Raw genomic sequence first — 25147 nt, 5'->3', positions numbered from 1 at the left:
GGGCGGCAGGGCGGAAAGTACATGCGTGAGCGTTATGCCTTGCGCAAATTTGTCAGCACCAGTTCCAGCGCGGCAAGAACCGTTGCATGGCGAATTTCAGCACGGCTTTTCGGGCCGAAACGGCATTCCCGATGCAGCGTTGGCTGGCCGTTGCGCGCGGAGGCGATATGGACGAGCCCGACGGGCTTTTCTTCCGAGCCGCCGCCTGGACCGGCAACGCCGGTCACCGCGATGCTGATGCCCGCACGCGAATGTTTCAGCGCGCCTTCGGCCATGGCAATCGCCACTTCCTTCGAGACTGCGCCGACGCGGTTGATCAGCTCCATTGGCACACCGATCATGTCGTGCTTGGCTTCGTTGGAATAAGTGACGAAGCCGCGATCCACCACGTCGGACGAACCGGCAATATCGGTCAGGGCACCGGCTATAAGGCCGCCGGTGCAGGATTCTGCGGTCGCGATCATCACGCCAGCCTTGCGGCAGGCTTCCAGTGTGGCGATGGCCTGCTTTTCGGCGACGAGACGGGTCATTCCGGCACCTCGCCGGGATAAATGACGGTGGCGGTGGCGATGGCTGCAATGCCTTCGCGGCGGCCGACGAAGCCAAGCTTTTCGTTGGTGGTTGCCTTGATGGAAACGCGGTCGGCGGCAATGCCCAGCATGTCGCAGAGCGCCTCCGTCATCGCGGCGCGATGCGGCCCGACCTTCGGCGCCTCGCTGATCAGCGTCACATCGACATTGGCGATGCGCCCGCCAGCTTCACGAACGATTTTGGCGGCGTGCTCGATGAAGATGCGCGAGGCCGCGCCCTTCCATTGTGGGTCCGATGGCGGGAAGTGCGTGCCGATATCGCCAGCGCCGCGCGTGGCGAGCAGGGCGTCGGTCAGGGCATGGAGCGCCACATCGGCGTCAGAATGGCCATTGAGCTTTGCTTCATGCGGGATTTTCACGCCGCACAGCGTGACATGGTCGCCCGGTTCGAAGGAATGGACGTCATAGCCATTGCCCGTGCGAATATCCGGAAAGGCGGCATGGTCTTGCCGCAGGCGCTTGTCTGCCATTTCAATGTCCTTTGCCCAGGTAAGCTTCGTATTGTCAGCCGAGCCTTCGATGATGCGCACGGCGAGGCCCTGCCATTCGGCGATGGCGGCGTCGTCGGTGAAATCGGTGCGACGAATGGCGAAGGCTTTTTCATGCGCTTCGAGTATAGGCGCATAGGGAAATGTCTGCGGGGTCTGTGCCGCGAACAGACCGGCGCGGGGAACGGTGGTCTTGACCGTGCCATCGATGGCGGATTGTTTCAGCGTGTCCGAAACGGCCAGCGCGGGGAGGACGCCTTCTTCCGGCGTCAGATTGCCGACGATGCGTTCGAGCAGTGCTTGCGTGATAAAGGGGCGTACGCCGTCATGGATCATCACATAATCCGGCGCGTGGTCCTTGAGGGCGAGGAGGCCCAGCCGTGTGGATTCCTGCCGTGTGGGGCCGCCGGTGACGACGATCGCATCTTTGTGGCTTTCTGGTATGGCGCGTTCATAAAGCGCGAGATCGTCCGGATGAATGACGACGACGATCTCGTCGACCAATGTGCAGTCGGTAAAGGCGCGCAAGGTGCGCGCGAGCACGGCTTCGCCGCCGATGCGCCGATATTGCTTCGGCCCTTCGACGCTTTGCCCCGCCCGTTCGCCCCGGCCGGCTGCCACAATGACCGCTGCTGTTTTCGAAATGATCTTTGCCTTTGCCAAAACGGATCGCTTTGAAGCCGAATAATGCCTTGCATCGACAAATGCCAGACTGCAATTGATTTATCGCTTAATCTATGCGCTTTTCCTTGCGTTCAAAAGATGAACTGATTAAAGTGTGTGCGTTATGCATCATGCACATGAAATAGGCATTTATTGGTGACTTCTATCGATCAGCCCTTGGATATCCGCGGCGTGGTGCTCAAGAATCGCGTTTTTCTGGCGCCGATGTCAGGCGTCTCCGATCTGCCGTTTCGCAAGCGTGCTGCCGCCGCCGGAGCGGGTATGGTCGTTTCGGAAATGGTGGCCAGCGCGGAACTCTGCAATCGTCACAAGGAAAGCCTGCTGCGCCTGTCGGGCGAAGGACTGGGCACGCATGTGGTTCAGCTTGCCGGGCGTGAAGCGCATTGGATGGGCGAGGCGGCCAGGATTGCCGAGGGCGAGGGCGCTGATATCATCGATATCAATATGGGCTGCCCCGCCAAAAAGGTGACGGGCGGTTATTCCGGCTCTGCCTTGATGCGCGATCTGGATCACGCCATGACGCTTGTCGAAGCAACAGTGGCAGCGGTCAACGTGCCGGTCACATTGAAAATGCGGCTTGGCTGGGACGAAAACAGCATCAATGCGCCGGAACTGGCCAAACGGGCCGAGGATGCCGGTATTGCGATGGTGACGGTGCATGGCCGCACCCGCTGCCAGTTCTATGAAGGTCATGCCGACTGGGACGCCATTCGCGCCGTGCGCGATGCGGTGAAAATTCCGCTCGTCGCCAATGGCGATGTGACGTCGCGTGAAGATGCGGAAGAGGTTCGCCGCCGGTCGGGTGCCGACGCGGTGATGGTCGGGCGCGCTACCTATGGGCAGCCATGGTTGCCGGGCTCGATCGCGGGCAGTGCCTTGTCGTCTCAAGATGGAACAGAGATTAGCGATTATATTATAATGCATTACGAAGATATGCTCGACCATTATGGTAGCAAAACGGGTATTCGCCATGCGCGCAAGCACCTTGGCTGGTATCTGGATCGTCACGCTGGAGAGTGTTCGACCTCAGCAGACAAGGCGGAAGTGATGACGCTGACCGATCCCGCAAAGGTGGTGGAAGTGCTGCGCCGGATTTTCGCGGCGCGGACGACGGATGCGCCAGAGTTGAAATCGGCGTTCAGAAAGGTCGCCTGATGCGCGAAAGAGATGAAAAGGGCAGCATCCCGTCGGTCATACTGGATGCGATCAGCCAGCCGGTCATTATGGTTGGGCCTGACAATCACATCGTTTATGCCAATCTGGACGGCGAGCAGTTCTTCCGCTCGGGTTCGTCCATATTGGCGCGCAACCGGCTGGAAAGTTTTCTGCCGTTTGGCAGCCCGCTTCTGGCGCTTATCGATCAGGTTCGCGCTAGCCAGATGCCGGTCAATGAATATCGCGTCGATATTTCTTCGCCGCGTCTTGGTGCGGAACGCATTGTCGATCTCTATGTCGCGCCCGTTGTTGAAATGCAGGGCGCCGTGGTCATTCTTTTCAAGGAAAAGACCATGGCGGAAAAGATCGACCGCCAGATGACCCATCGCGGCGCTGCGCGTTCAGTGACCGGGTTGGCCTCGATGCTGGCGCATGAAATCAAGAACCCGCTATCGGGCATTCGCGGTGCGGCGCAGTTGCTTGAACAGGTGGTGGGCGACGAGGATCGCGCGCTGGCGCGACTCATTACCGATGAAACCGACCGTATCGTATCGCTCGTGGACCGGATGGAGGTTTTCTCTGACGAACGCCCCATCGAGCGCACAGCTGTGAATATTCACGCGGTTCTGGACCATGTAAAGGCCGTGGCCCGCAACGGGTTTGCGCGGCATATTCGCTTCTCGGAAGATTACGATCCCTCACTGCCGCCGGTTTTCGCCAATCGCGACCAGCTTGTGCAGGTGTTTCTCAATCTGGTGAAGAACGCCTCTGAGGCCATTGGCGACCGCGACCACGGAGAAATCCTTCTCTCGACGGCGTACCGTCCCGGTATCCGGCTTCAGGTGCCGGGCGCACGCGACCGCGTTGCGCTGCCGCTGGAATTCTGCGTGCACGACAATGGGCCCGGAGTGCCGCAGGATATGCTGCCGCATCTCTTCGATCCGTTTGTGACGACCAAAACCAACGGTTCGGGCCTTGGACTGGCACTGGTGGCGAAAATCATCGGCGATCACGGCGGCATTATCGAATGCGACAGCCATCCCTCGCGCACCACTTTCCGCATTCTCATGCCTGCCTGGAAAAGCTCGGATATTGCTTCGCCAGCGCGCAAACTCACGACTGATTATACCGGAGACGACGCATGATAGCAGGACGCCCGACGGGAACCGTATTGGTGGCGGATGACGATGCGGCGATCCGCACTGTGCTCAATCAGGCGCTTTCCCGGGCCGGTTACGATGTGCGGGTCACTTCGAACGCCGCTTCGCTTTGGCGTTGGGTGGCGGCAGGCGACGGCGATCTGGTGATTACCGATGTCATGATGCCGGACGAAAACGCCTTCGACCTTCTGCCGCGCATCAAGAAGATGCGACCGGAATTGCCGATTGTGGTGATGAGCGCCCAGAACACCTTCATGACGGCCATTCGCGCCTCGGAAGCGGGCGCTTATGAATATCTGCCAAAACCGTTCGACCTGACGGAACTGATCAATATTGTCGGACGCGCGCTGTCTGAACCAAAACATAAGCCGGCTTCGGTGATGCACGACGAGCCGGGCGAGAACATGCCTCTTGTCGGCCGTTCGCCCGCCATGCAAGAAATCTACCGCGTTCTGGCGCGTATGATGCAGACGGACCTCACCATGATGGTCACGGGCGAATCCGGCACCGGCAAGGAGCTGGTCGCAAGCGCCTTGCATGAATATGGCCGTCGCCGCAAAGGACCATTCGTTGCTATCAATATGGCGGCGATCCCGCGTGATCTGATCGAGTCCGAACTGTTCGGCCACGAGAAGGGCGCTTTCACCGGCGCGCAGAATCGGTCCAGTGGTCGCTTCGAGCAGGCCAATGGCGGTACGCTTTTTCTTGATGAAATTGGCGATATGCCGATGGAAGCCCAAACGCGTCTGCTTCGCGTGTTGCAGCAGGGCGAATACATGACCGTCGGCGGGCGTACGCCGATCAAGACCGATGTGCGCATCGTGGCAGCGACCAACAAGGATTTGCGCCAGCTGATCGCGCAGGGTCTTTTCCGCGAGGATCTTTATTACCGGCTTAATGTGGTGCCGCTGCGGCTGCCGCCGTTGCGTGAGCGCAGCGAGGATGTGCCTGATCTTGTGCGCCATTTCTTCAAGCGCGCCGCCGAAGAGGGCTTGCCTGAAAAGCGCATTACCAATGCCGGTCTCGACATGATGCGACGCTATCCATGGCCGGGCAATGTGCGCGAACTGGAAAATCTGGTGCGCAGGCTAGCCGCGCTCTATCCGCAGGAAGAGATTTCGCCGGAAATCATCGAAACCGAGCTGAAGGCGGAAATGTCGAAGCCCGACAGCATTCCGGCAGTGGCAGGTGATGCGGAAAACATCACGATTTCGCAAGCCGTCGAGCAAAACATGCAGCGTTATTTCGCTTCGTTCGGTGCCGATCTGCCGCCGCCGGGGCTTTATCACCGTGTGCTGGCCGAACTCGAATATCCCCTGATTCTGGCTTGCCTGACGGCAACGCGCGGCAACCAAATCAAGGCGGCGGACCTGCTCGGTCTCAACCGCAATACGCTGCGCAAGAAAATCCGCGAACTCGGCGTAAATATCTATCGCGGCGGGAAGGGAAACTGAGCCCGTCCGCCTGATCTTCGAGCCGCTATCTCTTTGTAACGGTAGCGGTCTCAGAGCCAAATCTTACCAATCGGGATGAAGATCGATAAGATTTGGCCGTGAAATAGATTTAAAACGCGAATTTCTGTTTGGTTTTAATGCCGTGTTGGCTTTTTGATGGGCTTCTTTACCGGCTGTTTCACATGCCTTTTGGGGGATGGCTTTTTCGCTTTCGCCTTTTTCTCCGCTTTGACTTGATGAACCAAGCCCGAGGAGATGTGGCTTGGAGCAGCAAATGCAGCCGGCGCGGAAATAAAGGAAAGCGCGATTGCCGCAGCAAAGATTTTTCTCATAATCAGTATCCTCAATGTTTTCAGTAATTCAAATATATATCTTTAGATTGTCCTGTTTACGGCTGATTTGTAAACGAACGTTGCTGATATGAATTTTTATGAATATTCTGATCTGTGATAAATAAACTATTTATTGCTTTGAAAAAGCGGCAAGCGTCTCAATCGTCTGATTGAGATGACATTAGAGATATCAGTCTGCGGCGGTTCTGAATTTTGAGGAAAGTGTAATCTTGTCATTGTGAACGGCGAGCGTTTTGCTCCAACCGTGAAAATATTGGTGCCCCCAGAGAGACTCGAACTCCCGACCCCCTGATTACAAATCAGGTGCTCTACCAACTGAGCTATAAGGGCACTTCACAATACAGTGTTGTATCGAACCGGTTTTGGTCGCAAATCGCTTCCGCATCGCGGTTAGCGCTCGATTAGCACAAATGACGCGTCTGTAAAACGAAAATTCATCGCATTGAGGTCATGGCAACAGGGTTTTTCATGTGCTAGCCAGTAGACCGCGATGAGGACATGGCAAACTTATCAGGGTTGAACTGGGGAGCGAGACGGTAGACATGACAGACAAATCACTCGCGCTTCATTTTCTGTCGTCCGGGAGTGAAGAATCACTCGCGGCGCAGAAAGAACTCGTGAAACGCTATGGCCACGTGGCAGGCGAAGACGCCGATATCATCGTTGCGCTCGGCGGCGATGGCACCATGCTGCAGGCGCTGCGTGATTTCATGAATACCGGTACGCCGATCTATGGGATGAATCGCGGGTCCGTCGGCTTCCTGATGAATGAGTTTAGCGTCGATAATCTGTGCGAGCGCATTCTCGCCGCACAGATGGAAACGATCCGCCCGCTGGTCATGATCGCGGAGACCGAAAATTCAGCGCCGGTCGAAGCGCTTGCAATCAACGAAGTTTCGCTGTTTCGCCAATCCTATCAGGCAGCCAAGGTTCGCATATCGATCGATGGCAAGGTGCGGCTGGAAGAGCTGGTCTGTGACGGTGTGATGGTTGCAACGCCTGCCGGTTCGACCGCCTATAATCTGTCGGCGCAGGGGCCAATCCTCCCTCTGGAAGCACCGCTTCTTGCGCTGACGCCGGTGAGTCCGTTCCGGCCACGTCGCTGGGGGGGCGCATTGCTGCCAAAGCATGTAACGGTGCGCATGGATCTGCTTGAAACGGAAAAGCGCCCGGTTAATGCGGTGGCTGACAATAACGAAGTCAAATCGGTAACGTCGGTTACGGTGCGCGAGGCGCCGAACAGCCAGGTAGCCATTTTGTTCGATAAGAACCATTCCTGGGACGAGCGGATTTTGACGGAACAGTTCCGGCATTGATCTGAAAAGTCTATAGATTTCGGGTAAGATTATGCGCAAGCAAAGATGAAAAACTTCCGTGTGTGACAATCCTCTAATGTCATCAATTTGATTTAATTCGATTAGAAACGGCGTTGATTGGCGTCGATTATCGTTTTGTGCAGAACTATCAAAGCAATTTGATATCGTATGATGGTATTTTGGTTGACTTTTGCACGCTGCGGACGTAGGCGATGCTGCAAGAAAACGCTAGATGCGTTGCAGACGCCTTTTCTGCTTTGGTCCTGCGCCCGATGACGCGGCTGCAATGACAGGATGGGCGGAACACGTTTCCGAACCAGAGAGCTGCGCCTCCATTGACGACATTTGCCGAACTCGGTCTTTCCCCGAAAGTGCTTGCTGCTGTAGAAGCGGCAGGATACACCGCGCCTACACCCATTCAGGCTGGCGCCATTCCGCCCGCGTTAGAGCGCAAGGATGTGCTTGGTATCGCCCAGACGGGGACGGGCAAGACGGCTTCTTTCGTTCTGCCGATGCTGACGCTCCTGGAAAAAGGCCGCGCTCGCGCACGTATGCCGCGCACGCTCATTCTGGAGCCGACGCGTGAACTCGCAGCGCAGGTTGAAGAAAACTTCGTCAAATATGGCGTCAATCATCGCCTGAACGTCGCCCTGCTGATCGGCGGCGTTTCGTTCGACGAACAGGAGCGCAAGCTGGAGCGCGGCGCGGACGTGCTGATTGCAACGCCGGGCCGTCTTCTCGATCATTTCGAACGCGGCAAGCTTTTGCTGACCGGCGTTGAAATTCTGGTCATCGATGAAGCAGACCGTATGCTCGACATGGGCTTCATCCCGGACATCGAACGTATCTGCAAGCTGATCCCGTTCACGCGCCAGACGCTGTTCTTCTCCGCGACCATGCCGCCGGAAATCACCAAGCTCACCGAGCAGTTCCTGCATTCGCCATCCCGGATCGAAGTGGCCAAGGCTTCGTCCACGGCCAAGACCGTGACGCAGCGTCTGGTCAAGTCCAGCAAGAAGGATTGGGACAAGCGCGCCGCATTGCGCGATCTTATCCGCGCCGAAGGCGACACGCTCAAGAATGCGATCATCTTCTGCAACCGCAAGAAGGATGTGTCGGAGCTGTTCCGTTCGCTGGTGCGTCACGAGTTCAACGCCGGTGCCTTGCATGGCGATATGGACCAGCGCGCCCGCATGACGATGCTGTCCAACTTCAAGGACGGCAAGTTGCAGCTGCTGGTCGCTTCCGATGTGGCCGCACGTGGTCTCGACATTCCTGACGTCAGCCACGTTTTCAACTTCGATGTGCCGATTCACTCGGAAGACTATGTCCACCGCATTGGCCGTACAGGCCGCGCTGGTCGCTCCGGCAAGGCGTTCACCATCGTGACGCCGTCGGACACGAAATACCTTGCCGCGATTGAAAACATGATTGGCGAGAAGATTGAATGGGTCGATGGCGATCTGTCCACGCTTGCGCCGTCCGACGAGGCTGATGATCAGCCGCGCAAGGGCCGGAATGCGCGTGGGAAGGGCAAGGACTCGCAGCGCGACAGCAAGGGCAAAGACAAGGGGCGGGACAAGAGCATGGATAAACCGAAGGAAAAGGTCGCTTCGATTGAAGCGCTCGATCCGGCGGAACAGCCGCAGCCCATTATCGAATCCCACGACCGCCGCGACGCGATCCGCGCTTCCAACGACGAACGTCGTGGCAGGCCGCAGCATGACCAGCATAAGCAGCGCCGTCGTGATCGCGATGATGATGGTCCGTCGCCGGTTGGTTTCGGCAACGATATCCCTGCTTTCATGCTCATTCCGACGGGCATGTAAGCAGACTGCAGTTTTGAGATTGTTATTCGGCCGTGAAGGAACGCTTCGCGGCCGATTTCTTTTGGGGTTTTGATGGACCGCTGCGCAGGGCGGCTTCATAGGCGAGGCGCGCCCACTCAGTCATGATTTCTGGATCATCGAAGGCTTCGCCCGGCACGCTCCAATAAGGCATGCCGATCGGATCGCCGCCTTTGCGCCCTTCATAGGTCCACTGCACCGATCCGGCATCGATGAAACGCGGACTGGTCAATGCGTCGGCTTTGAAAAGGAGTTCGTCGCGAACCACAAGCGCGAAGATCAACCCCTGATGATAAATGCCCTTGCCGCCGAACATGCGGCGGATGCTGATCGGGCCGAAATCCTGCAGCAGATCGCGGAGGGTTTCGTCATCCATTGGGGAGATTCCTTCGGAAGACCAGCCGCTTAAATCGGATCAGGCGGCGCCTTGCATCTGGCGGAGGCTTTCTGCCGAGGCGGGCGTCAGCTCAACCGATTCACCGCAGCCGCAGGCAGAGGTCTGGTTCGGGTTGTTGAACACGAAACCGGTGCGCAGCGTCGTCACTTCAAAATCCATCTGGGTTCCGAGCAGGAAAAGCACGGCTTCCGGGGCGATAAAGACCTTGGCGCCATCTTTCTCGGCAACATCGTCACCGGCTTTCGCTTCATTGGCGACATCGATGGTATATTCCATGCCTGCGCAGCCGCCTTTTTTCACACCGACACGAATACCCAGCGCGCCTTCACGCGACTCAACAATCTCGCGAACGCGATTTGCTGCGGCTTCGGTTAGCGTCATGACTGCGAAACGGCCCATGGTTCATCTCTTCCGGTGTTATGCAGTGGCTTCGAAAGTGTGGCTTCATGCGCGAGAATCAACCAATCTCGTGTGAAACCCGCGAGTTTCGACCTCGCTGCCACGTTTTCACTATAGTTAGTGTTGTAACATCATTACCGCAAGACACCAAATCGAGAGCACAGGCCGGGTGCCCGGCTGGCGGGCTTTGGGAAAGAGGAGATGTGAATGTCGATCGATCGGATGAAATCTCTGAGACTGGCTGTTCTCGCGAGCGCGCTCGGCTTGTCTGTTGCTCTCCCGCAGGCCTATGCGCAGGAAGCGCCGAAACCTGCCGCGAAGGAAGCACAGAAGCCTGCGGCGAAGGAAAACGCCGAGCCGACAGCGCAGAAGAAGCCAGAGGCTGCGGAAACAAAGGCGCCCGTGGAAGAGACCAAGCCATCCGAACAGACACAGGATGCCGCCAATGGTGTTACAGTCCCGGAATATCGCGACGACCGGTCTTCGCCGCAGGCGCTAATCGAATCTTACTATAATGCGATCAACCGCAAGGAATATACGCGGGCTTATGGGTATTACTCGGAAGAGGGGCGGGAGCCCGACTTCAAGACCTTTGTGAAGGGCTACGAGAACACCAAAAGCGTCAAGGTCGCTTTGCGCAAGACCGAACCCGATCCGGGGGCAGGCCAAATCTATTGGAGCCAGCCGCTGGCCATCGAAGCCGAGAGCAATGATGGCAAGAAGGAAGTCTTCGGCGGCTGCTACACAATTCATCTTACCAATCCCGCCATGCAGGAAGAGCCGCCCTTCAAGCCGATTGAAATCATGACCGGCTCGCTGAGCAAATCGGAACTGGAGCTTGAAAAAAGCGTGCCGGAAGCCTGTGAAGCCCCATAATTCTTTGATCCCGGCAACGGAATAGAAAGGTGAAATAAGCCCTGATCGCTGATGGCTTTTTCACGCTTGACCTTACCACGATGGCAAGGTGCATAACGTGTGTATATCAAGTGTGGAGCGTTACCCGTGATGAAATTGACTATTCCCAAGATGAAATGTGGCGGCTGTGCCGAAAGCGTGACTGCCGCCCTGCGCAAGCTCGATGCTACGGCGCCGATTGAAATCGACCTCAAAACCAAGGAAGTCGAGTTTGGCGGCGATGCGTCCAGAGATGCCGTGGTTTCCGCGCTGGCCGCAGCGGGTTATCCGGCTGCAAACGCTCAATAATGTGATTTTGCCAGCGCTTGCGCCGGGACAAGACAGGATGTAGGTGCCGGGAAGCCTCGCTTTCCGGCATTTTCTTTCCGTAACGGAAGTGGGGCTGAACAGGTTCGTTATGGTGAGTTCAAGTGCCGCAAATGCGGGTGTTTCGCAGCTGTTTCATTGACTGCACCGGCGATTTTTGCCACATCAACGGCAAATCTCGTTTATGGTGCACTCGCAGCGAGGTTTGAACCAACGCTGCGGAGTGCTTTGTGATATGAAACATCGCGTTAGGCGATAATGAAGGGTTGAGGGCTATGGCAGCCGATTTCCAGGATCTTCGCACAAAGATGGTCGACAATCAGATCCGTACGACGGACGTAACCGATCTGGCGGTTATCGATGCATTCCTGGCGGTACCGCGGGAAGCTTTCGTACCGACTGTGCGTCAGGCTGTTGCCTATATCGACGAAGACCAGCGGCTTGAGACCGAAGGTTCTGCACCACGCTATCTGATGGAGCCGTCGCCTTTTGCCAAGCTCGTTCAGCTCGCCGGCGTGAACAAGAACGATGTCGTGCTCGATATCGGATGTGGCACTGGCTATTCCTCGGCGATCCTGTCGCATCTGGCCGGTTCGGTTATCGGACTGGAGAGTGATTCTGCACTTTCTGCGGCTGCGACCGCACGTCTTGCCGAACTCGGCTATGACAATGTTGTGATTGTGTCGGGCGACATGCACGCCGGCTATCCTTCGGAAGCACCTTACGATGTGATCATGATCGAGGGCGGCGTGGATTTCGTTCCGGACGCCTTGTTCCAGCAGCTTAAGGAAGGCGGACGCCTCGTCGCCGTCGAAGGCCGCGGAAATGCCTCGGTTGCCCGGATTTATGTTAAAGAAAATGGTGTTGCATCGGGACGCATTGCGTTCAACACTGCGGTGCGCCCACTTCCGGGATTCGAGCGGATTCCCCAGTTCGAATTTTAATTTCGGGGATTGGTACAATTCTGCAACGCTGCGGAATTTCTTTGTGCATGCTCTGGGCGGGGCGATGGAAATAACCGATTTTAAAGGTTATTTAAGGTTGCCCGAACTGATTGGTTCGATTTATTGAAATTGGCTGTTCTTTAAGATGAGGTACCCGGTGTTCAAAACGTACAAAGGACTGGTCGCAGCGGCAGCATTGTTGGCCGGCACCGTTTTATCGGGGCAGTCCGCCTTATCTGAAACCCTGCCTGGTGCACTGGTCAAGGCTTATAAGAATAACGCCACGCTCAACTCGTCCCGCGCAGGTGTGCGCATTCAGGACGAGAACGTAGCAATCGCCAAGTCCAATTATCGCCCGCAGATCACCGGTACTTATGATGCAAGCCGCAGTCGTTCGCCGACGAGCGGTTACCGTACCAGTGGCACGGTCGGCATTCAGCTGAACCAGATGCTGTTCGACGGTTTCCAGACCAAGAATAATGTCGCCGCGGCGGAAACGCAGGTTTTTGCCCAGCGCGAAAATATGCGCAATGACGAGCAGAACACGCTCTATAGCGCTGTCGCCGCCTATATGGACGTTTATCAGAATCGCCAGATCGCCGTGCTTCGCGAGAAGAATCTGGCTGCGATGAACGAACAGGTGCGCGCAGCTCGCGCACGTCTGGATGTTGGTGAAGGCACGCGCACGGACGTTGCGCAGGCTGAAGCCAGCCGTTCGACAGCAGTTGCCGAACTGAATAGTGCCCGCGCCAATATCAAGTCGGCTGAAGCAACCTATATCCGTATCGTTGGTGCGCAGCCGGGCAAGCTGTCTGCTGCTGCGGCAGCGAAGAACCTGCCCAAGTCGCCGAGCGAGGCTTTCGCAATCGCGCAGGCAGGCCATCCCGGCATTCTTGCAACGCAATATGCGGTGAATGCCGCTGGCTACAACGTGAAGGCCAAGGAAGGCGCAATGCTGCCAACCGTTGGTCTGTCGGCCGGCGCCAGCCGTCTCGATACTTATGCCGGTTCGACGGTGGGTGACGGCAATTCCGCTTCGGTTGGTATTGGCGTGACCATTCCAATTTATACGGGTGGCCGCACCTCGGCGCAGATTCGCCAGTCCAAGGAACAGCTTGGTCAGGCGCGCATCGAAGTTGACGTTGTGCGCGATCAGGTTCGTGAAGCCATTGGTTCGGCATGGTCGCAGCTAGAAGCTGCCCGCGCTTCGGTCAAGGCAAATCGCGATGGTATCGCCGCCGCCCAGCTCGCGCTGGATGGTGTGGTCGAAGAACGCAAGGTTGGTCAGCGCACCACGCTCGACGTGTTGAACGCGCAGAACGATTTGACTGCCGCCGAAATCAGCCTGGTCCAGTCGGAGCATGATGTGGTTGTCGCCAGCTATGCGCTTCTCAACGCGACCGGCCGCATGACCTCGAAGCAGATGGGCCTTCAGGTGGCTGAATATAAGCCGGAAGAACATTACGAGGCCGTCAAGGACAAGTGGTTCGGCCTGCGCACGCCGGACGGTCGCTGATCAGCGAGAATTCAGATCAAACGGCGCCTTCGGGCGCCGTTTTTGTTTGATGATGATTCGCGAGCGGCGGGCGATCAATTCTTAACAAAATGATAAAGCTGTGGGTTCAATTGGCTGGCTCTCTTGCGGGGATTCTCAAATCGCCGAACGTCCGGTACCCTTAATTCATTGATTCTCTGTCCTTTGCAGGGCGCGGCTTTGTGAGCTTGCGGAAGGTTTTTCCGCGTGAGACTGCCGTTCCGAACAGAGAAGGAGAACCTTGCGCCGCCCACACGCGCGCATTGCTCTATTCTGAAATAGGGAAGATGGACAGCTATGGCACAGACATCCAGCGCATCACGCGAACCGTCCATGGAAGAGATTCTCGCTTCTATCCGGCGCATTATTGAAGACAGCGATGTGAGCCGCCACCCTGTGTCCACCACGGCGAATTTTCCGTTGCGCGGCGAGGTGGCAGAGTTCCGTCGCCCAGTGCCTGCGCAGGAACAGCCCGCTGCAGAACCTCCGGTTTCCAGAGCGGCAGAAAAGCCGGTCATGATGCGCGATATTCTAAAAGATGAGCCGGTGTTGCGCGGCTCGATTGATGCGCCGGTCAAAGCCGCGCCCGCACCGGAACCGGAAATCGAAGAGGAAGAAGAGGACATTGTTCTCGACGCCCAGAACGATGACTGGCGCGCCGCCGAACTGTCCCCGAACGCGCCTGCCGCAACTGCTCCAGAAGCTGCACAAGAGGATGTTTCGATAGAGGCGCTTGATCGCTCACTGGAAGATGGAATCGCCGAAGCCATCGACGAACTGCTTGAACCTGACCTTGAAGAGCCTGTCGGGGCAAGCGCTGCGCCCGTCGAGGAACCAGTTTCAGAAACGCCGGTTGCTGCCGCTGCTCCGACCGCGCCCGAACCACTGGCAAAGGCGACTGCGGCTTCCCATATTCTGTCACAGGTGGCAGAACGTCAGGTGGCCGCCGCCTTCCAGGATTTGAGCCACGTCGTGCGGTCGGAACCGCGTCGTTCGTTTGACGATATCGCTGCCGAACTTCTGCGTCCCATGTTGCAGGATTGGCTGGACAACAATCTGCCCACCCTGGTGGAGCGGCTTGTTCGTGAAGAAATCGAACGGGTGGTGCGCGGCGACCGATAATCGACGTGTTGCCTGTCTAAAACGGCCTTTGAGTTCAAAAGCCCGTCTGTCTCGCAGGCGGGTTTTCACTTTTAAAGTGATTTATCACCCGTTTGTTGTTATTGAGCGCCCAATCCTTTCATTGCGCAAAAAGACCGGATAATTCCATGCTTGAGAAGACTTATGACGCCGCGGCCATAGAGCCGAAAATTGCCGAACGCTGGGAAGAAGCAGGGGCATTTAAAGCGGGAGCAGGAGCGAAGCCAGGAGCCGATCCTTTTGCCGTGGTCATTCCTCCGCCGAATGTCACCGGATCGCTGCATATGGGCCACGCGCTCAACAACACGATTCAGGACATTCTGGTTCGTTTTGAGCGCATGCGCGGCAAGAACGTGCTGTGGCAGCCGGGCATGGATCATGCCGGTATCGCCACCCAGATGGTTGTCGAGCGCCAGCTTGCCGAAAGGCAGGAGCCGAACCGCCATGTCATGGGCCGCGAGAAGTTCATCGAGCGCATCTGGCAGTGGAAATCAGAATCCGGCGGCATGATCTCCAATCAGCTGCGTCGGCTTGGCGCGTCGTGCGACTGGTCCCGTGAGCGCTTCACCATGGATGAGGGCCTGTCGCGCGCTGTTCTGGAAGTCTTCGTCACGCTTCACAAGCAGGGCTTGATCTATCGCGACAAGCGACTGGTCAATTGGGACCCGAAGCTGCTAACGGCGATTTCCGACATTGAAGTCGAATCTCGTGAGACGAAAGGGCATCTCTGGCACTTCCGCTATCCGCTGGAAAATGTGCCGTTCGATTCAGAAAATCCGCATACTTACATTGTTGTCGCGACGACCCGTCCGGAAACCATGCTGGGCGATACCGGCGTTGCGGTCAATCCGAAGGATGAGCGCTATCACGCTCTGGTCGGCAATGATGTCGTTCTGCCGCTCGTTGGCCGTCATATTCCGATTGTTGCTGATGATTACGCTGATCCGGAAGCTGGTTCCGGCGCGGTCAAGATCACGCCTGCGCATGATTTCAACGACTTCGAAGTCGGCAAGCGCAATGATCTGCGCGCAATCAATATTCTGACGCCAGCAGCGGCTGTCACGCTGAAAGACAATAACGACTTCCTCGAAGGCCTGCAGCTGACGCCGGAATTGAAGGCGCTGATCGCCGAGCTGGACGGACAGGATCGCTTTGCGGTGCGCAAACGTATCGTTGAGTTGATGGACGAGCGCGGCTATCTGCAAAAGGTTGAGGATCACACCCATGCCGTTCCCCATGGTGATCGCGGAGGCGTGCCGATCGAGCCGTATCTGACCGACCAGTGGTATGTGAACGCAGCCGAAATGGCCAAGCCTGCCATGGCCGCTGTTCGCGACGGTCGCACGCAGATCGTGCCGAAGAATTGGGAAAAGACCTATTTCGACTGGATGGAGAACATTCAGCCGTGGTGCGTTTCGCGTCAGCTCTGGTGGGGACACCAGATTCCGGCGTGGTATGGCCCGGACGGTACCTGTTTCGTTGAAAAGAGCGAAGCCGAAGCCAAAGCGGCTGCGAAGGCGCATTATGGCGAAGACGTTGCTCTGGAACGCGACACCGACGTTCTGGACACCTGGTTCTCATCGGGCCTGTGGCCGTTCTCGACGCTTGGCTGGCCCGACAAGACGCCGGAACTCGCGACCTATTACCCGACCAGCGTTCTGGTGACCGGCTTCGACATTCTGTTCTTCTGGGTTGCCCGCATGATGATGATGGGCCTCCATTTCATGGAGGAAATCCCGTTCCATACGGTCTATCTGCACGCGCTCGTTCGTGACAAGCACGGCGCGAAGATGTCGAAGTCCAAGGGCAATGTCATCGACCCGCTGGAACTGATGGACGAATATGGCGCCGATGCGCTGCGTTTCACGCTGGCTATCATGGCCGCGCAGGGACGCGACGTTAAACTTGATCCGGCGCGTATCGCGGGCTACCGCAATTTCGGCACCAAGCTCTGGAATGCGACGCGTTTTGCGCAGATGAATGGCGTTGAGCTCAACGCGGATTTCCGTCCGGAAAACGCAAGGCTTGCGGTCAATCGCTGGATTCTGACCGAACTGACCAAGGCCACGCGTTCCGTGACCGAGGGCATTGCCAATTACCGTTTCAATGAAGCGGCTGGTGCGGCCTATCGCTTTGTCTGGAACCAGTTCTGCGACTGGTATCTGGAATTGCTCAAGCCGATCTTCATGGGCGACGATGAAGTGGCAAAGGCCGAAGCGCAGGCTACGGCTGCTTACTGTCTGGATCAGATCTATAAGTTGCTGCATCCGTTCATGCCGTTCATGACGGAAGAACTGTGGACGCTGACGGCTGGTGAAGGCAAGAAGCGCGATACGGTTCTGGCACTGGCCGACTGGCCGGAGCTTTCCTTCGTGGATGAAGACGCGGCTGCCGATATCAACTGGCTGGTCGATCTCGTCACCGGTATCCGCTCGGTGCGCGCGGAAATGAACGTCCCGGCAGGTGCTGTGGCACCAGTCGTCGTTCTTGACGCCAACGCAACGACGACAGAACGTTTTGAGCGTCACGGCGCTGCGATCAAGCGTTTGGCCCGTGTTGAAAGCGTGACCTTCGAAGCGCAGGCTCCGAAGGGGGCAGCGCAGATGCTGCTCGGTGAAGCGACGATCTGCATTCCGCTCGGCAAGCTGATTGACCTCAAGGCTGAAGCTGCACGTCTGGCCAAGGAAGCAGGCAAGATTGCCGCTGATATCGACCGGATCGAGAAGAAGCTGTCGAACGAGAAGTTCGTGGCCAATGCCAAGGAAGAGGTCGTTGAAGCCGAACGCGAGCGTTTGGCCGAGCTGAAGGAAGCCGCGGAGCGGGTTGCGACAGCTGAGTCACGTATCCGTGACGCAGGTTGATTTGACGCGTTCCGCAACGTAAGATTTTCACGAATCAACACCCGGCAGCGAAAACTGCCGGGTGTTTTTTGTGCGGTATGTCGCGGAAAAGTTGCGTTTCAAGGGGCTTTGGACCGCATCGAACCGGCGTTTCGATTGTTTTTTGAAAATGTTGCCCTTTCGCAACAAGGCTGAAATATGGCCGAAAAAGGGGCAATTTGGGCGAATTTCTGGTCTACATTTGTCGGAATGTTTCCACCAAATGGAGAAACGCCCCGTATTTTAAGCGTTTTGAAAGAAGCGACTCCGAAGCCGCTCATAGCCCGCGAATGATTGGATATTGCAGGTCGAATCCTTCCTGTTTTACGTTTGCGTCAACGTTAATGCCGGTTGCTATCTGGGAGGACATAATGAGCGGACGCGGCTTAAAAATTGGGGGAATTGCAGCGGTACTGCTTGGGAGTGCGGTTGTCGCTCATGCAGGTGGTTTTGAACGCAGCTCGCAGGATTTTGATATCCTGTTTGAGCAGGGAAATGCTGTCGATGCGTCAGGCACCTTCGTGGCTCCGCAACGCAAGCTGAAGAATATTCGTGGCTCGTTAGTCGGAGCTGCTACCGGCGGTAGAAATCCGCTAAATGGCGGTCAGCCCTATGGTACTGAGGTTGACGAGGCTACGAGCTATTGGGTGCCGAAGGCATCCGCAAAGTTCGATCTGACTTCGGATTTGGCTTGTGCGGCGCAATATCGTCAGCCTTGGGGTATCGATACAGATGTCGGTATCGACACGGTCCGTAGCTTTGTCGCCATCGAGCAGAAAATCTCCTCGAACGATTATGGCGTGAACTGCTCCTATCGTTTCGCAGCTGGCGAAAAGGGCTATTTCCGCCTCCTTGGTGGCGTCAGCTATCAGGAATTGCGCGGTGAGCAAACAAAAGCCATTCCACCGACCGGGCATCCGTACGGAGGGAATTGGCGCGTCGCCTCACTGGATGTGGAAGATGAATCCGTGGGCTGGCGTCTTGGTGCGGCTTACGAAATTCCAGAATATGCGATCCGTGCAAGTGTCGTCTATCAGTCCAAGGTGAAGTACAACCTTGAAGGCACCATCGACAATTTGTATCTCGATCCCGCAACGATGCGGTATGGCGCGATCAATGTATCAAGCGAGGTTTCAACACCGCAGTCCGTCGAATTCAAATTCCAGACCGGTATCGCTCCCGATTGGCTTGCATTTGGTTCCGTGAAGTGGACTGATTGGTCGAGCATTAGCAAAGTCAGCTTTGCCTCTGACTCGCCCTTGCGCACCGCTACTGGCGTAGTGCTTCCAGCAGGCTATGAAATCACAGCCCTCAACCTCTATTATCAGGATGGCTGGACGGTGAGCGGCGGCGTAGGCCACAAGTTCAACGACCAGTGGTCGGTTGCAGGAACTGTGACATGGGATCGTGGCACCAGCACTGGCCTGACTTCGCAAACCGATATCTGGCTGTTTGGCCTTGGCACCAATTACAAGCCGAACGATCAGTTCGAAATCCGTCTTGCCGGGGCGGCAGGCTGGCTCAGCTCAGGTGAATTGGACGATACCTTCGTCAATGGCAAGCTCAATCCAACCGGTTCTAAAGGCGACTTCGACAACGATTTCGTCGGCGGCCTCTCGCTGACGGCGAAGGTCAAGTTCTGATCCATCGGATCAAATATAAATCAAGGGCCGGAGCATCCTAACAATGTTCCGGCCCTTTATGTATCAGCCCGGCAGTTCCCGCTGCCGGGCTTTTTGCGTGATCGGTCCGGGGAAATTTTAATTCCAGAAGCGTCTAAAGTAATCGAACCGGCGGTTCGGATTCGCAAGCACGCCATCGCGCATTCGCAGCAGGCGGAAACAGGCCAAAAACGGCGGTTTTAGCGGAATTTGATTTGGGATTTGTTGGAACTCTGTCGCTGAGCCAATTTGCTCGGGGGGCGCTTTGGCCGCACAATTAACCCGCTATTGGTTGGATATTGCAGCTCCGTTTCTTCCCGTTTTACGTTTGCGTCCTCGTTAATGCCACAGCTTCTTGGGGGGAGATTTATGGGCGGACGCGGCTTTCAAATCAGTTGTATCGCGGCGGTGCTGTTTGGGAGAGCGGTCGTCGCTCACGCCGGAGCTTTCGAGTCCAGTTCGCAGGATTTCGATATTCTGTTCGAACAGGGAAACGCGGTCGATACGTCGGCGATTTATGTGGCTCCCCAGCGTCGATTGACGAAAATCGGGGGCACACCCGCCAGCGACACGAATGGCGGTATCAACCCGGCGACAGGCCGCCCGTTCGAAAAAGGTATAGAAGAGGCGAAGGGACTTTGGGTGCCGAAGATTTCGGCCAAGTTCGATCTGACCAGCGATCTTGCCTGTGCTGCGCAATACCGTCAGCCTTGGGGCATCGACACCGATGCGGGCATTGAAACGGTTCACTCTTACACCTCGATCGAACAGAAGATCACGTCGAACGATTATGGTGTGAACTGTGCCTATCGTTTTGATGCGGGCGCGATGGGCTATTTCCGTATTCTGGGTGGCGTCAGCTATCAGGAACTGCGCGGCCAGCAGACCAGAATGATCCCGCATTTTTCCCGCAATCCTGACGGCATTCCCGGAAGTCCGTTTCGCGCCGCTTCTCTGGATGCAGATGCCCAGTCGTTTGGCTGGCGAATTGGCGCTGCCTATGAAATTCCTGAATATGCGATCCGTGCGAGCATCGTTTATCAATCAGCGGTCAAGTACGGCCTTGAAGGCACGGTTGATAATCTGATTTTGAACCCAATCACCGGGCGCGGCGAACCGATTGATGTGAGCAGTGACGTTGCAACACCTCAATCGGTCGAATTCAAATTTCAGACGGGTATAACGCCCGGTTGGCTGGCTTTTGGCTCGGTAGAATGGATGGACTGGTCAAGCGTGACGTCGGTTGATTTTGTTGCGGCTGACAGTGCGGTTCTCCCTATTGGCACCAGAGTTACCAGCCTGAACCTCTATTATCAGGACGGCTGGACTTTGAGGGGCGGTGTTGCTCACACGTTCGACAACCACTGGTCTCTCGACGGGACTTTAACCTGGGATCGCGGCACCAGCACGGGCCTCACCACGCAGACGGACCTCTGGTTGTTCAGCCTTGGCGCCGGTTACAAGCCAAGTGACCAAGTCGAGTTTCGTCTGGCGGGCGCTGCGGGTTGGCTGGTCTCAGGAAAGGTTGACACGACGCTTGCCGACGGTGAGCGCAGTCTGCTGGGTTCCGAGGGCGTACTCGACGATGATTTTGTCAGCGGGCTGTCGCTGACGGCGATGGTCAAGTTCTGATTGAACGCGGCTAATATAAAAAAGCCCGGCGGGCATGCCGGGCTTTTCTCCTGAGCTGAACTCAGTTGATGTTCACTTCTGCTCCAGACGCGCCAGCAGAGAAGACGTATCCCAGCGATTTCCGCCGATCTTCTGCACTTCCTTGTAGAATTGATCGACAAGCGCCGTGACGGGCAGAAGCGCGCCATTGCGGTCTGCTTCGTCAAGGCAGATGCCCAAATCCTTCCGCATCCAGTCGACGGCAAAGCCGAAATCATATTTGCCCTGGTTCATCGTGGCAGAGCGGTTTTCCATCTGCCACGAACCGGCAGCGCCCTTGGAAATCACCGCGATGAGCTTTTCGATGTCGAGACCGGCCTTCTTGCCAAAATGAATGCCCTCGGCCAGTCCCTGAACGAGACCGGCGATGCAAATCTGGTTCACCATCTTGGCCAACTGTCCCGAACCGACAGGACCCATGAGACCGACAGACCGGGCATAGGCGTCGATGATCGGCTTGGCGCGCTCGAAAACCGGCTCACTGGCACCAACCATCACGGTCAACACGCCGTTTTCCGCGCCAGCCTGACCGCCAGAAACCGGCGCATCGATGAAATGAATGCCAAGCTTCTGCGCTTCTTCCGAAAGCTCACGTGCAACTTCGGCGGAAGCCGTCGTGTTGTCGATGAAAATCGCGTCTTTCTTCATTGTCGAGAAAGCGCCGTCCGGGCCGATTGTTACCGAACGCAGATCGTCATCATTGCCGACGCAGGCGAACACATAATCGGCATCACGCACGGCTTCTGCGGGCGTGGCGGCGAAACTGCCGCCGAATTCCTTCGCCCATTTTTCCGCTTTTGCCGTCGTGCGGTTATAAACCGTAACGTCGTGGCCCCCCTTGTTCTTGAGGTGTCCTGCCATTGGATAGCCCATCACGCCCAGCCCGAGAAAGGCTACTTTTGCAGTCGTCGTCATTCGTTCATTCCTCTGGATAGTTTATGGACCATTTGATCAGGTGAGGGGTGTCATCACAGCCGAACGGTAGGCAGGGCGCTCTTTCAGGCGCTCATACCAGCTTTCGAGCTGCGGAAGCGAGGGGCGTTCGATGGGGAACTCGAACCATGCATAGGCATAGCAGCCAACCGGAATGTCGCCGATGCCAAACTCTTCTCCGGAGAACCACGGCGCTTGGCCGAGACCGTCATTGGCAATCTTCATGGAACGTGCAAGGCCGTCGAGACCGCGTTGCAGGATTGCCGGATCGCGCTTGTCTTCCGGCAGGCGGATCATATGCTTCATCACATTGCTGAAATCGCTGTAGAGCGTGTTGGACGCCCAATCCATCCATTTTTCCGCCTGCGCCCGCTTGGCCGGATTTTCGATCCACAGGCTGTCTTTGCCATAAGCCGCGGCCAGATAGCGCGTGATGACATTTGATTCCCAGAGCACGGTTTCGCCGTCTTCGACAAGCGGAATGAGGCCATTGGGATTGCGCGCGAGGAAGGCCGGGTCGTCCAGGCCGCCAAACTGGCCGCCCACGTCGATCTGTTCGTAATCAAGGCCAAGCTCCTGCGCGATCCAGAGCGCTTTCTTGACATTGGTGGAATTGGTGCGACCCCAGATTTTCAGCATGATATTGCCCATCGCTATGCTTGAGAAATTGTCTGCGCGCTGCGTGGCAGCGAAGACATATTGTTGATTAAACAGATAGCCCCCGGAAGCTGCAAGGCTGCCGAGGGCTAAATTTAAGGTCTATCTGGTAAATCAACGAACAAGATGCCGTGTCAGCTTCCGTTCGAGATAATCCCAGATGTGGCGCAGCGCTTCGACGATCAGCAGATAGATCACGGCTGCCCAGAGATAGGTCTGGAAATCGAAAGTGCGGGAATAGGCGCGGCGCGTTTCACCCATCAGGTCGAGAACCGTGATGATGGCCACAATGGCCGAGCCCTTGATCATCAGGATGATTTCATTGCCATATGGACGCAGGGCAACGATCAGCGCCTGTGGAAGTATGACCTTCCAGAATGTCACGCGCTTGGAAATACCCAGCGCCGCGGCACCTTCCCACTGGCCCATGGCAACGCTCTGGATCGCTCCACGCAGGATTTCGGCCTGATAGGCCGCCGTATTGAGCGAGAAGGCCAGAATGGCGCAATTCCATGCATCACGGAAAAACACCCACAGACCGATGCTTTCTAGGAAAGGCCGGAAAGTGCCGAAGCCGTAATAGATCAGGAAGGTTTGCGCCAGAAGCGGCGTGCCGCGGAAGAAATACACATAGCCGAAGGCAATGGCTTTCAGCCAGCGATTGTTGGACATGCGTGCGGCTGCGATCGGGATCGACAATGCAGCGCCGACAAGGATCGACACCACGACCAGTTTCAGGGTGATCAGCAGGCCGGACCAGTAGCGCGGTCCATAAGTTTCGAAGAGATCGATGCGCCAGACATTGTAGAGGTAGATGGCGAGCCCAGCGAAGAGCAAAGCCCATATGCCGACGAAGATATGACCTGCAATGCGAGCGCGGGTCCATTCGCGGACGACGGGCGGCGGTGCCATGACGGCAGCACTGGTTTGAGTGACGGCTTCGCTCATGATCATGCACCCCGCGAACGATTGCTGCCCGCATCAGCCCATTGGGCAATGCGGTTGATGAAATAGGACGAGATGATCGCGAGAGCGAGATAGAGCAGGCAGGCGACGCCAAAGAACAGAAACGGCTCCTTGGTCACGCGCGCTGCGATGGATGTCTGTCGCATGATGTCGGACAATGTGATCACGGACACCAGCGACGTGTCCTTCAGCAGCACCAGCCACAGATTGGCAAGGCCGGGCAGGGCGATGCGGATCAATTGCGGCAGGATGACCTTGCGCATGGTTTGCCAGTGCGACAGGCCGACAGCGTAACCGCCTTCATATTGGCCACGCGGGATGGCACGGAAGGCTGACAGGAAGACTTCACTCGAATAGGACGAGAAGACGAAACCGAGCGCCACCATACCGGCGGCAAAGGCGTTGATCTCGACATTCGCATTGATGCCGAAGAGCGCCAGCAGTTTCTGTAGGCCGAGCGAAGCGCCGAAATACACCAGAAACAGGGTCAGCAGTTCTGGAAGGCCGCGGAAAATGGTCGTGTAGATATTCGAGGCCAGTCGGATCGATGGTTCGCTCGATTGCTTCCCCAAAGCAACCAGAAATCCGAGAACGAGGCCAACGGGCAGAGTGGCGATTGCCAGAGTGACAGTGACCAATAGCCCCCAGGCGATGCTCCTCGACCAACCTTCGGGGCCGAAACTCAATAAAGTGGCGTAATGTTCCATCGCCTTTTTTCTTTTTTCTGGGCGGATACCAAATCCGGCGGTCTCTGTTTCGAGCGCTTCTACCGAATGGTCTGCCATAAATGATGTGCGCCGGTTTGTGTGACACAAACCGGCGCAAACTTCTTCAAAGCAACTTAGTTTTCGGCGCCGTAGGCGTCAAACTCAAAGTACTTATCGTTGATTTCCTTGTACTTTCCGTTGGCGCGGATCGCCTTGATAGCCGCGTTGAACTTTTCAATCAGTTCCGGGCGGCCCTTCTTGAAGGCAACGCCTGCACCGGGACCATGAATTTCAACAACCGGCGGGAAGGTGCCGACCATCTTGCAGCAGGCGCCATCCGGCGTCTTCAGCCATTCGCCGAGCGTCACGCTGTCGTCATTGGCGGCGTCGAGACGGCCATTGGCCAGATCGAGGCGGTATTCCTCGGCAGTCGGGTAGGCCTTGATCGTGCTGTCGGTAAAGGTCTTTTCCGAGTAGTTGGCATGGGTGGTGGAAACCTGAACGCCGATCGTCTTGCCAGCGAGATCTTCCTTGGTCACGCCCTTGATGTCGCTATCTTTCGGAGCGACGATGCCCGGAGGCGTATTGTAATATTTGTTCGAGAAATCGACCTGCTTCTTGCGCTCGTCGGTGATCGACATGGAAGCGATGAAAGCGTCGAACTTGCCAGCCTGAAGGGCCGGAATTGCCCCATCCCATTCCTGGGTGACGAACGTGCACTGAGCCTTCATTTCATCGCAAAGTGCTTTCGCGATATCGACGTCAAATCCCGAAAGGGTGCCGTCCGGCTTTATGAAATTGAAGGGGGGGTAGGCGCCTTCGGTGGCTATGGTGAGCTTTAAGGGCTCCTGGGCATTTGCGGCGCCAATGGTCAGTCCGCCTGCCATGGTTGCAATGGTTGCAACCGAAGCTGCTGCTACGATACGCTTCAATACGCGCATATTTAGTCCTCTCGTTTACTCTGGCTGGTTCCCTGATTATTGTTCTGGTT

The 25147-nt window shown here is 56.6% G+C and carries 23 protein-coding genes and 1 tRNA gene; 13 read left to right on the top strand and 11 right to left on the bottom strand.

The features are described 5' to 3' along the window. Positions 1–32 precede the first annotated feature (32 nt). Both FIC94_RS11990 and FIC94_RS11985 read right to left on the bottom strand, forming a co-directional pair. Positions 33–530, bottom strand: coding sequence for a CinA family protein (locus FIC94_RS11990; RefSeq protein ID WP_140025026.1), 498 nt, complete (start codon positions 528–530; stop codon positions 33–35). Beyond that, entirely contained in the window at positions 527–1741 is a 1215-nt protein-coding gene (locus tag FIC94_RS11985) for a bifunctional 2-C-methyl-D-erythritol 4-phosphate cytidylyltransferase/2-C-methyl-D-erythritol 2,4-cyclodiphosphate synthase (RefSeq protein ID WP_140025025.1), read from the bottom strand. The genes FIC94_RS11990 and FIC94_RS11985 overlap by 4 nt, the downstream gene beginning before the upstream one ends. 156 nt (positions 1742–1897) lie before the next feature. Between FIC94_RS11985 and dusB the strand changes: the two genes are divergently transcribed. Genes dusB through ntrC form a run of 3 tightly spaced genes read left to right on the top strand, consistent with a single transcriptional unit; the run spans position 1898 to position 5531 of the window. Beyond that, positions 1898–2917, top strand: coding sequence for a tRNA dihydrouridine synthase DusB (gene dusB / locus FIC94_RS11980; protein ID WP_180917975.1), 1020 nt, complete (start codon positions 1898–1900; stop codon positions 2915–2917). Continuing rightward, positions 2917–4062: a two-component system sensor histidine kinase NtrB gene (locus FIC94_RS11975; protein ID WP_121536234.1), complete on the top strand. Its 1146-nt coding sequence runs from the start codon at positions 2917–2919 to the stop codon at positions 4060–4062. Before dusB ends, FIC94_RS11975 begins: the two co-directional genes overlap by 1 nt. Then, positions 4059–5531, top strand: coding sequence for a nitrogen regulation protein NR(I) (gene ntrC, locus FIC94_RS11970; RefSeq protein ID WP_109369136.1), 1473 nt, complete (start codon positions 4059–4061; stop codon positions 5529–5531). The genes FIC94_RS11975 and ntrC overlap by 4 nt, the downstream gene beginning before the upstream one ends. A 134-nt stretch (positions 5532–5665) precedes the next feature. Here the strand turns inward: ntrC and FIC94_RS11965 are convergent, their stop codons facing one another. Together FIC94_RS11965 and FIC94_RS11960 are read right to left on the bottom strand one after the other, a co-directional pair. After that, positions 5666–5863, bottom strand: a complete 198-nt coding sequence (locus FIC94_RS11965; protein ID WP_140025023.1) for a hypothetical protein — start codon at positions 5861–5863, stop codon at positions 5666–5668. A gap of 275 nt (positions 5864–6138) precedes the next feature. Further along, positions 6139–6214, bottom strand: a tRNA-Thr gene (locus tag FIC94_RS11960). Positions 6215–6426: 212 nt separating this feature from the next. On the opposite strand from FIC94_RS11960, the gene FIC94_RS11955 reads away from it, so the two are divergent. Then, on the top strand, positions 6427–7200 hold the full coding sequence (locus FIC94_RS11955) for an NAD kinase (protein ID WP_109369134.1): 774 nt from the start codon (positions 6427–6429) through the stop codon (positions 7198–7200). Positions 7201–7535: 335 nt separating this feature from the next. Further along, positions 7536–9029 (top strand): DEAD/DEAH box helicase, encoded by a 1494-nt coding sequence (locus FIC94_RS11950; protein ID WP_121536232.1) that lies wholly within the window; start codon positions 7536–7538, stop codon positions 9027–9029. A gap of 22 nt (positions 9030–9051) precedes the next feature. On the opposite strand, the gene FIC94_RS11945 is transcribed toward FIC94_RS11950, so the two are convergent. Continuing rightward, on the bottom strand, positions 9052–9423 hold the full coding sequence (locus tag FIC94_RS11945; protein WP_109369132.1) for a TfoX/Sxy family protein: 372 nt from the start codon (positions 9421–9423) through the stop codon (positions 9052–9054). 39 nt (positions 9424–9462) lie between these two features. Further along, positions 9463–9843, bottom strand: a complete 381-nt coding sequence (gene sufA, locus FIC94_RS11940; RefSeq protein ID WP_109369131.1) for a Fe-S cluster assembly scaffold SufA — start codon at positions 9841–9843, stop codon at positions 9463–9465. A gap of 207 nt (positions 9844–10050) precedes the next feature. Between sufA and FIC94_RS11935 the strand changes: the two genes are divergently transcribed. From FIC94_RS11935 to FIC94_RS11895, 8 genes are all read left to right on the top strand, one after another. After that, positions 10051–10719 (top strand): hypothetical protein, encoded by a 669-nt coding sequence (locus FIC94_RS11935; RefSeq protein ID WP_109369130.1) that lies wholly within the window; start codon positions 10051–10053, stop codon positions 10717–10719. Positions 10720–10845: 126 nt separating this feature from the next. Then, positions 10846–11046 (top strand): heavy-metal-associated domain-containing protein, encoded by a 201-nt coding sequence (locus FIC94_RS11930; protein WP_140025022.1) that lies wholly within the window; start codon positions 10846–10848, stop codon positions 11044–11046. 293 nt (positions 11047–11339) lie between these two features. Next, positions 11340–12008: a protein-L-isoaspartate O-methyltransferase family protein gene (locus FIC94_RS11925; protein ID WP_140025021.1), complete on the top strand. Its 669-nt coding sequence runs from the start codon at positions 11340–11342 to the stop codon at positions 12006–12008. Positions 12009–12153: 145 nt separating this feature from the next. After that, positions 12154–13524, top strand: coding sequence for a TolC family outer membrane protein (locus FIC94_RS11920; protein WP_140025020.1), 1371 nt, complete (start codon positions 12154–12156; stop codon positions 13522–13524). A gap of 315 nt (positions 13525–13839) precedes the next feature. Then, entirely contained in the window at positions 13840–14664 is an 825-nt protein-coding gene (locus FIC94_RS11915) for a PopZ family protein (RefSeq protein WP_140025019.1), read from the top strand. Positions 14665–14810: 146 nt separating this feature from the next. After that, a complete protein-coding gene (locus FIC94_RS11905; RefSeq protein ID WP_140025017.1) occupies positions 14811–17543 on the top strand; it encodes a valine--tRNA ligase in 2733 nt (910 codons plus the stop codon). A gap of 665 nt (positions 17544–18208) precedes the next feature. Further along, entirely contained in the window at positions 18209–19204 is a 996-nt protein-coding gene (locus FIC94_RS11900; RefSeq protein ID WP_235892004.1) for an OmpP1/FadL family transporter, read from the top strand. A 360-nt stretch (positions 19205–19564) separates the two neighbouring features. Further along, on the top strand, positions 19565–20854 hold the full coding sequence (locus tag FIC94_RS11895; protein WP_328592136.1) for an OmpP1/FadL family transporter: 1290 nt from the start codon (positions 19565–19567) through the stop codon (positions 20852–20854). A 72-nt stretch (positions 20855–20926) separates the two neighbouring features. Here FIC94_RS11895 and FIC94_RS11890 read toward each other — a convergent pair whose 3' ends face one another. From FIC94_RS11890 to FIC94_RS11870, 5 genes are all read right to left on the bottom strand, one after another. Beyond that, on the bottom strand, positions 20927–21808 hold the full coding sequence (locus FIC94_RS11890) for an NAD(P)-dependent oxidoreductase (protein ID WP_140025015.1): 882 nt from the start codon (positions 21806–21808) through the stop codon (positions 20927–20929). A 36-nt stretch (positions 21809–21844) separates the two neighbouring features. Next, on the bottom strand, positions 21845–22465 hold the full coding sequence (locus tag FIC94_RS11885; protein ID WP_140025014.1) for a glutathione S-transferase family protein: 621 nt from the start codon (positions 22463–22465) through the stop codon (positions 21845–21847). 132 nt (positions 22466–22597) lie between these two features. Further along, positions 22598–23431 carry an ABC transporter permease gene (locus FIC94_RS11880; protein WP_109370242.1) on the bottom strand — a complete coding sequence of 278 codons (834 nt, stop codon included), beginning with the start codon at positions 23429–23431 and terminating at the stop codon, positions 22598–22600. 2 nt (positions 23432–23433) lie between these two features. Continuing rightward, positions 23434–24156, bottom strand: coding sequence for an ABC transporter permease (locus tag FIC94_RS11875; protein ID WP_109370241.1), 723 nt, complete (start codon positions 24154–24156; stop codon positions 23434–23436). A gap of 134 nt (positions 24157–24290) precedes the next feature. Then, positions 24291–25097, bottom strand: a complete 807-nt coding sequence (locus FIC94_RS11870) for an ABC transporter substrate-binding protein (RefSeq protein ID WP_140025013.1) — start codon at positions 25095–25097, stop codon at positions 24291–24293. Positions 25098–25147 lie beyond the last annotated feature (50 nt).

It is taken from the genome of Ochrobactrum teleogrylli (assembly GCF_006376685.1).
Classification (GTDB): Bacteria; Pseudomonadota; Alphaproteobacteria; order Rhizobiales; family Rhizobiaceae; genus Brucella; species Brucella teleogrylli.
This window is presented reverse-complemented; position numbering and strand designations above follow the sequence as displayed.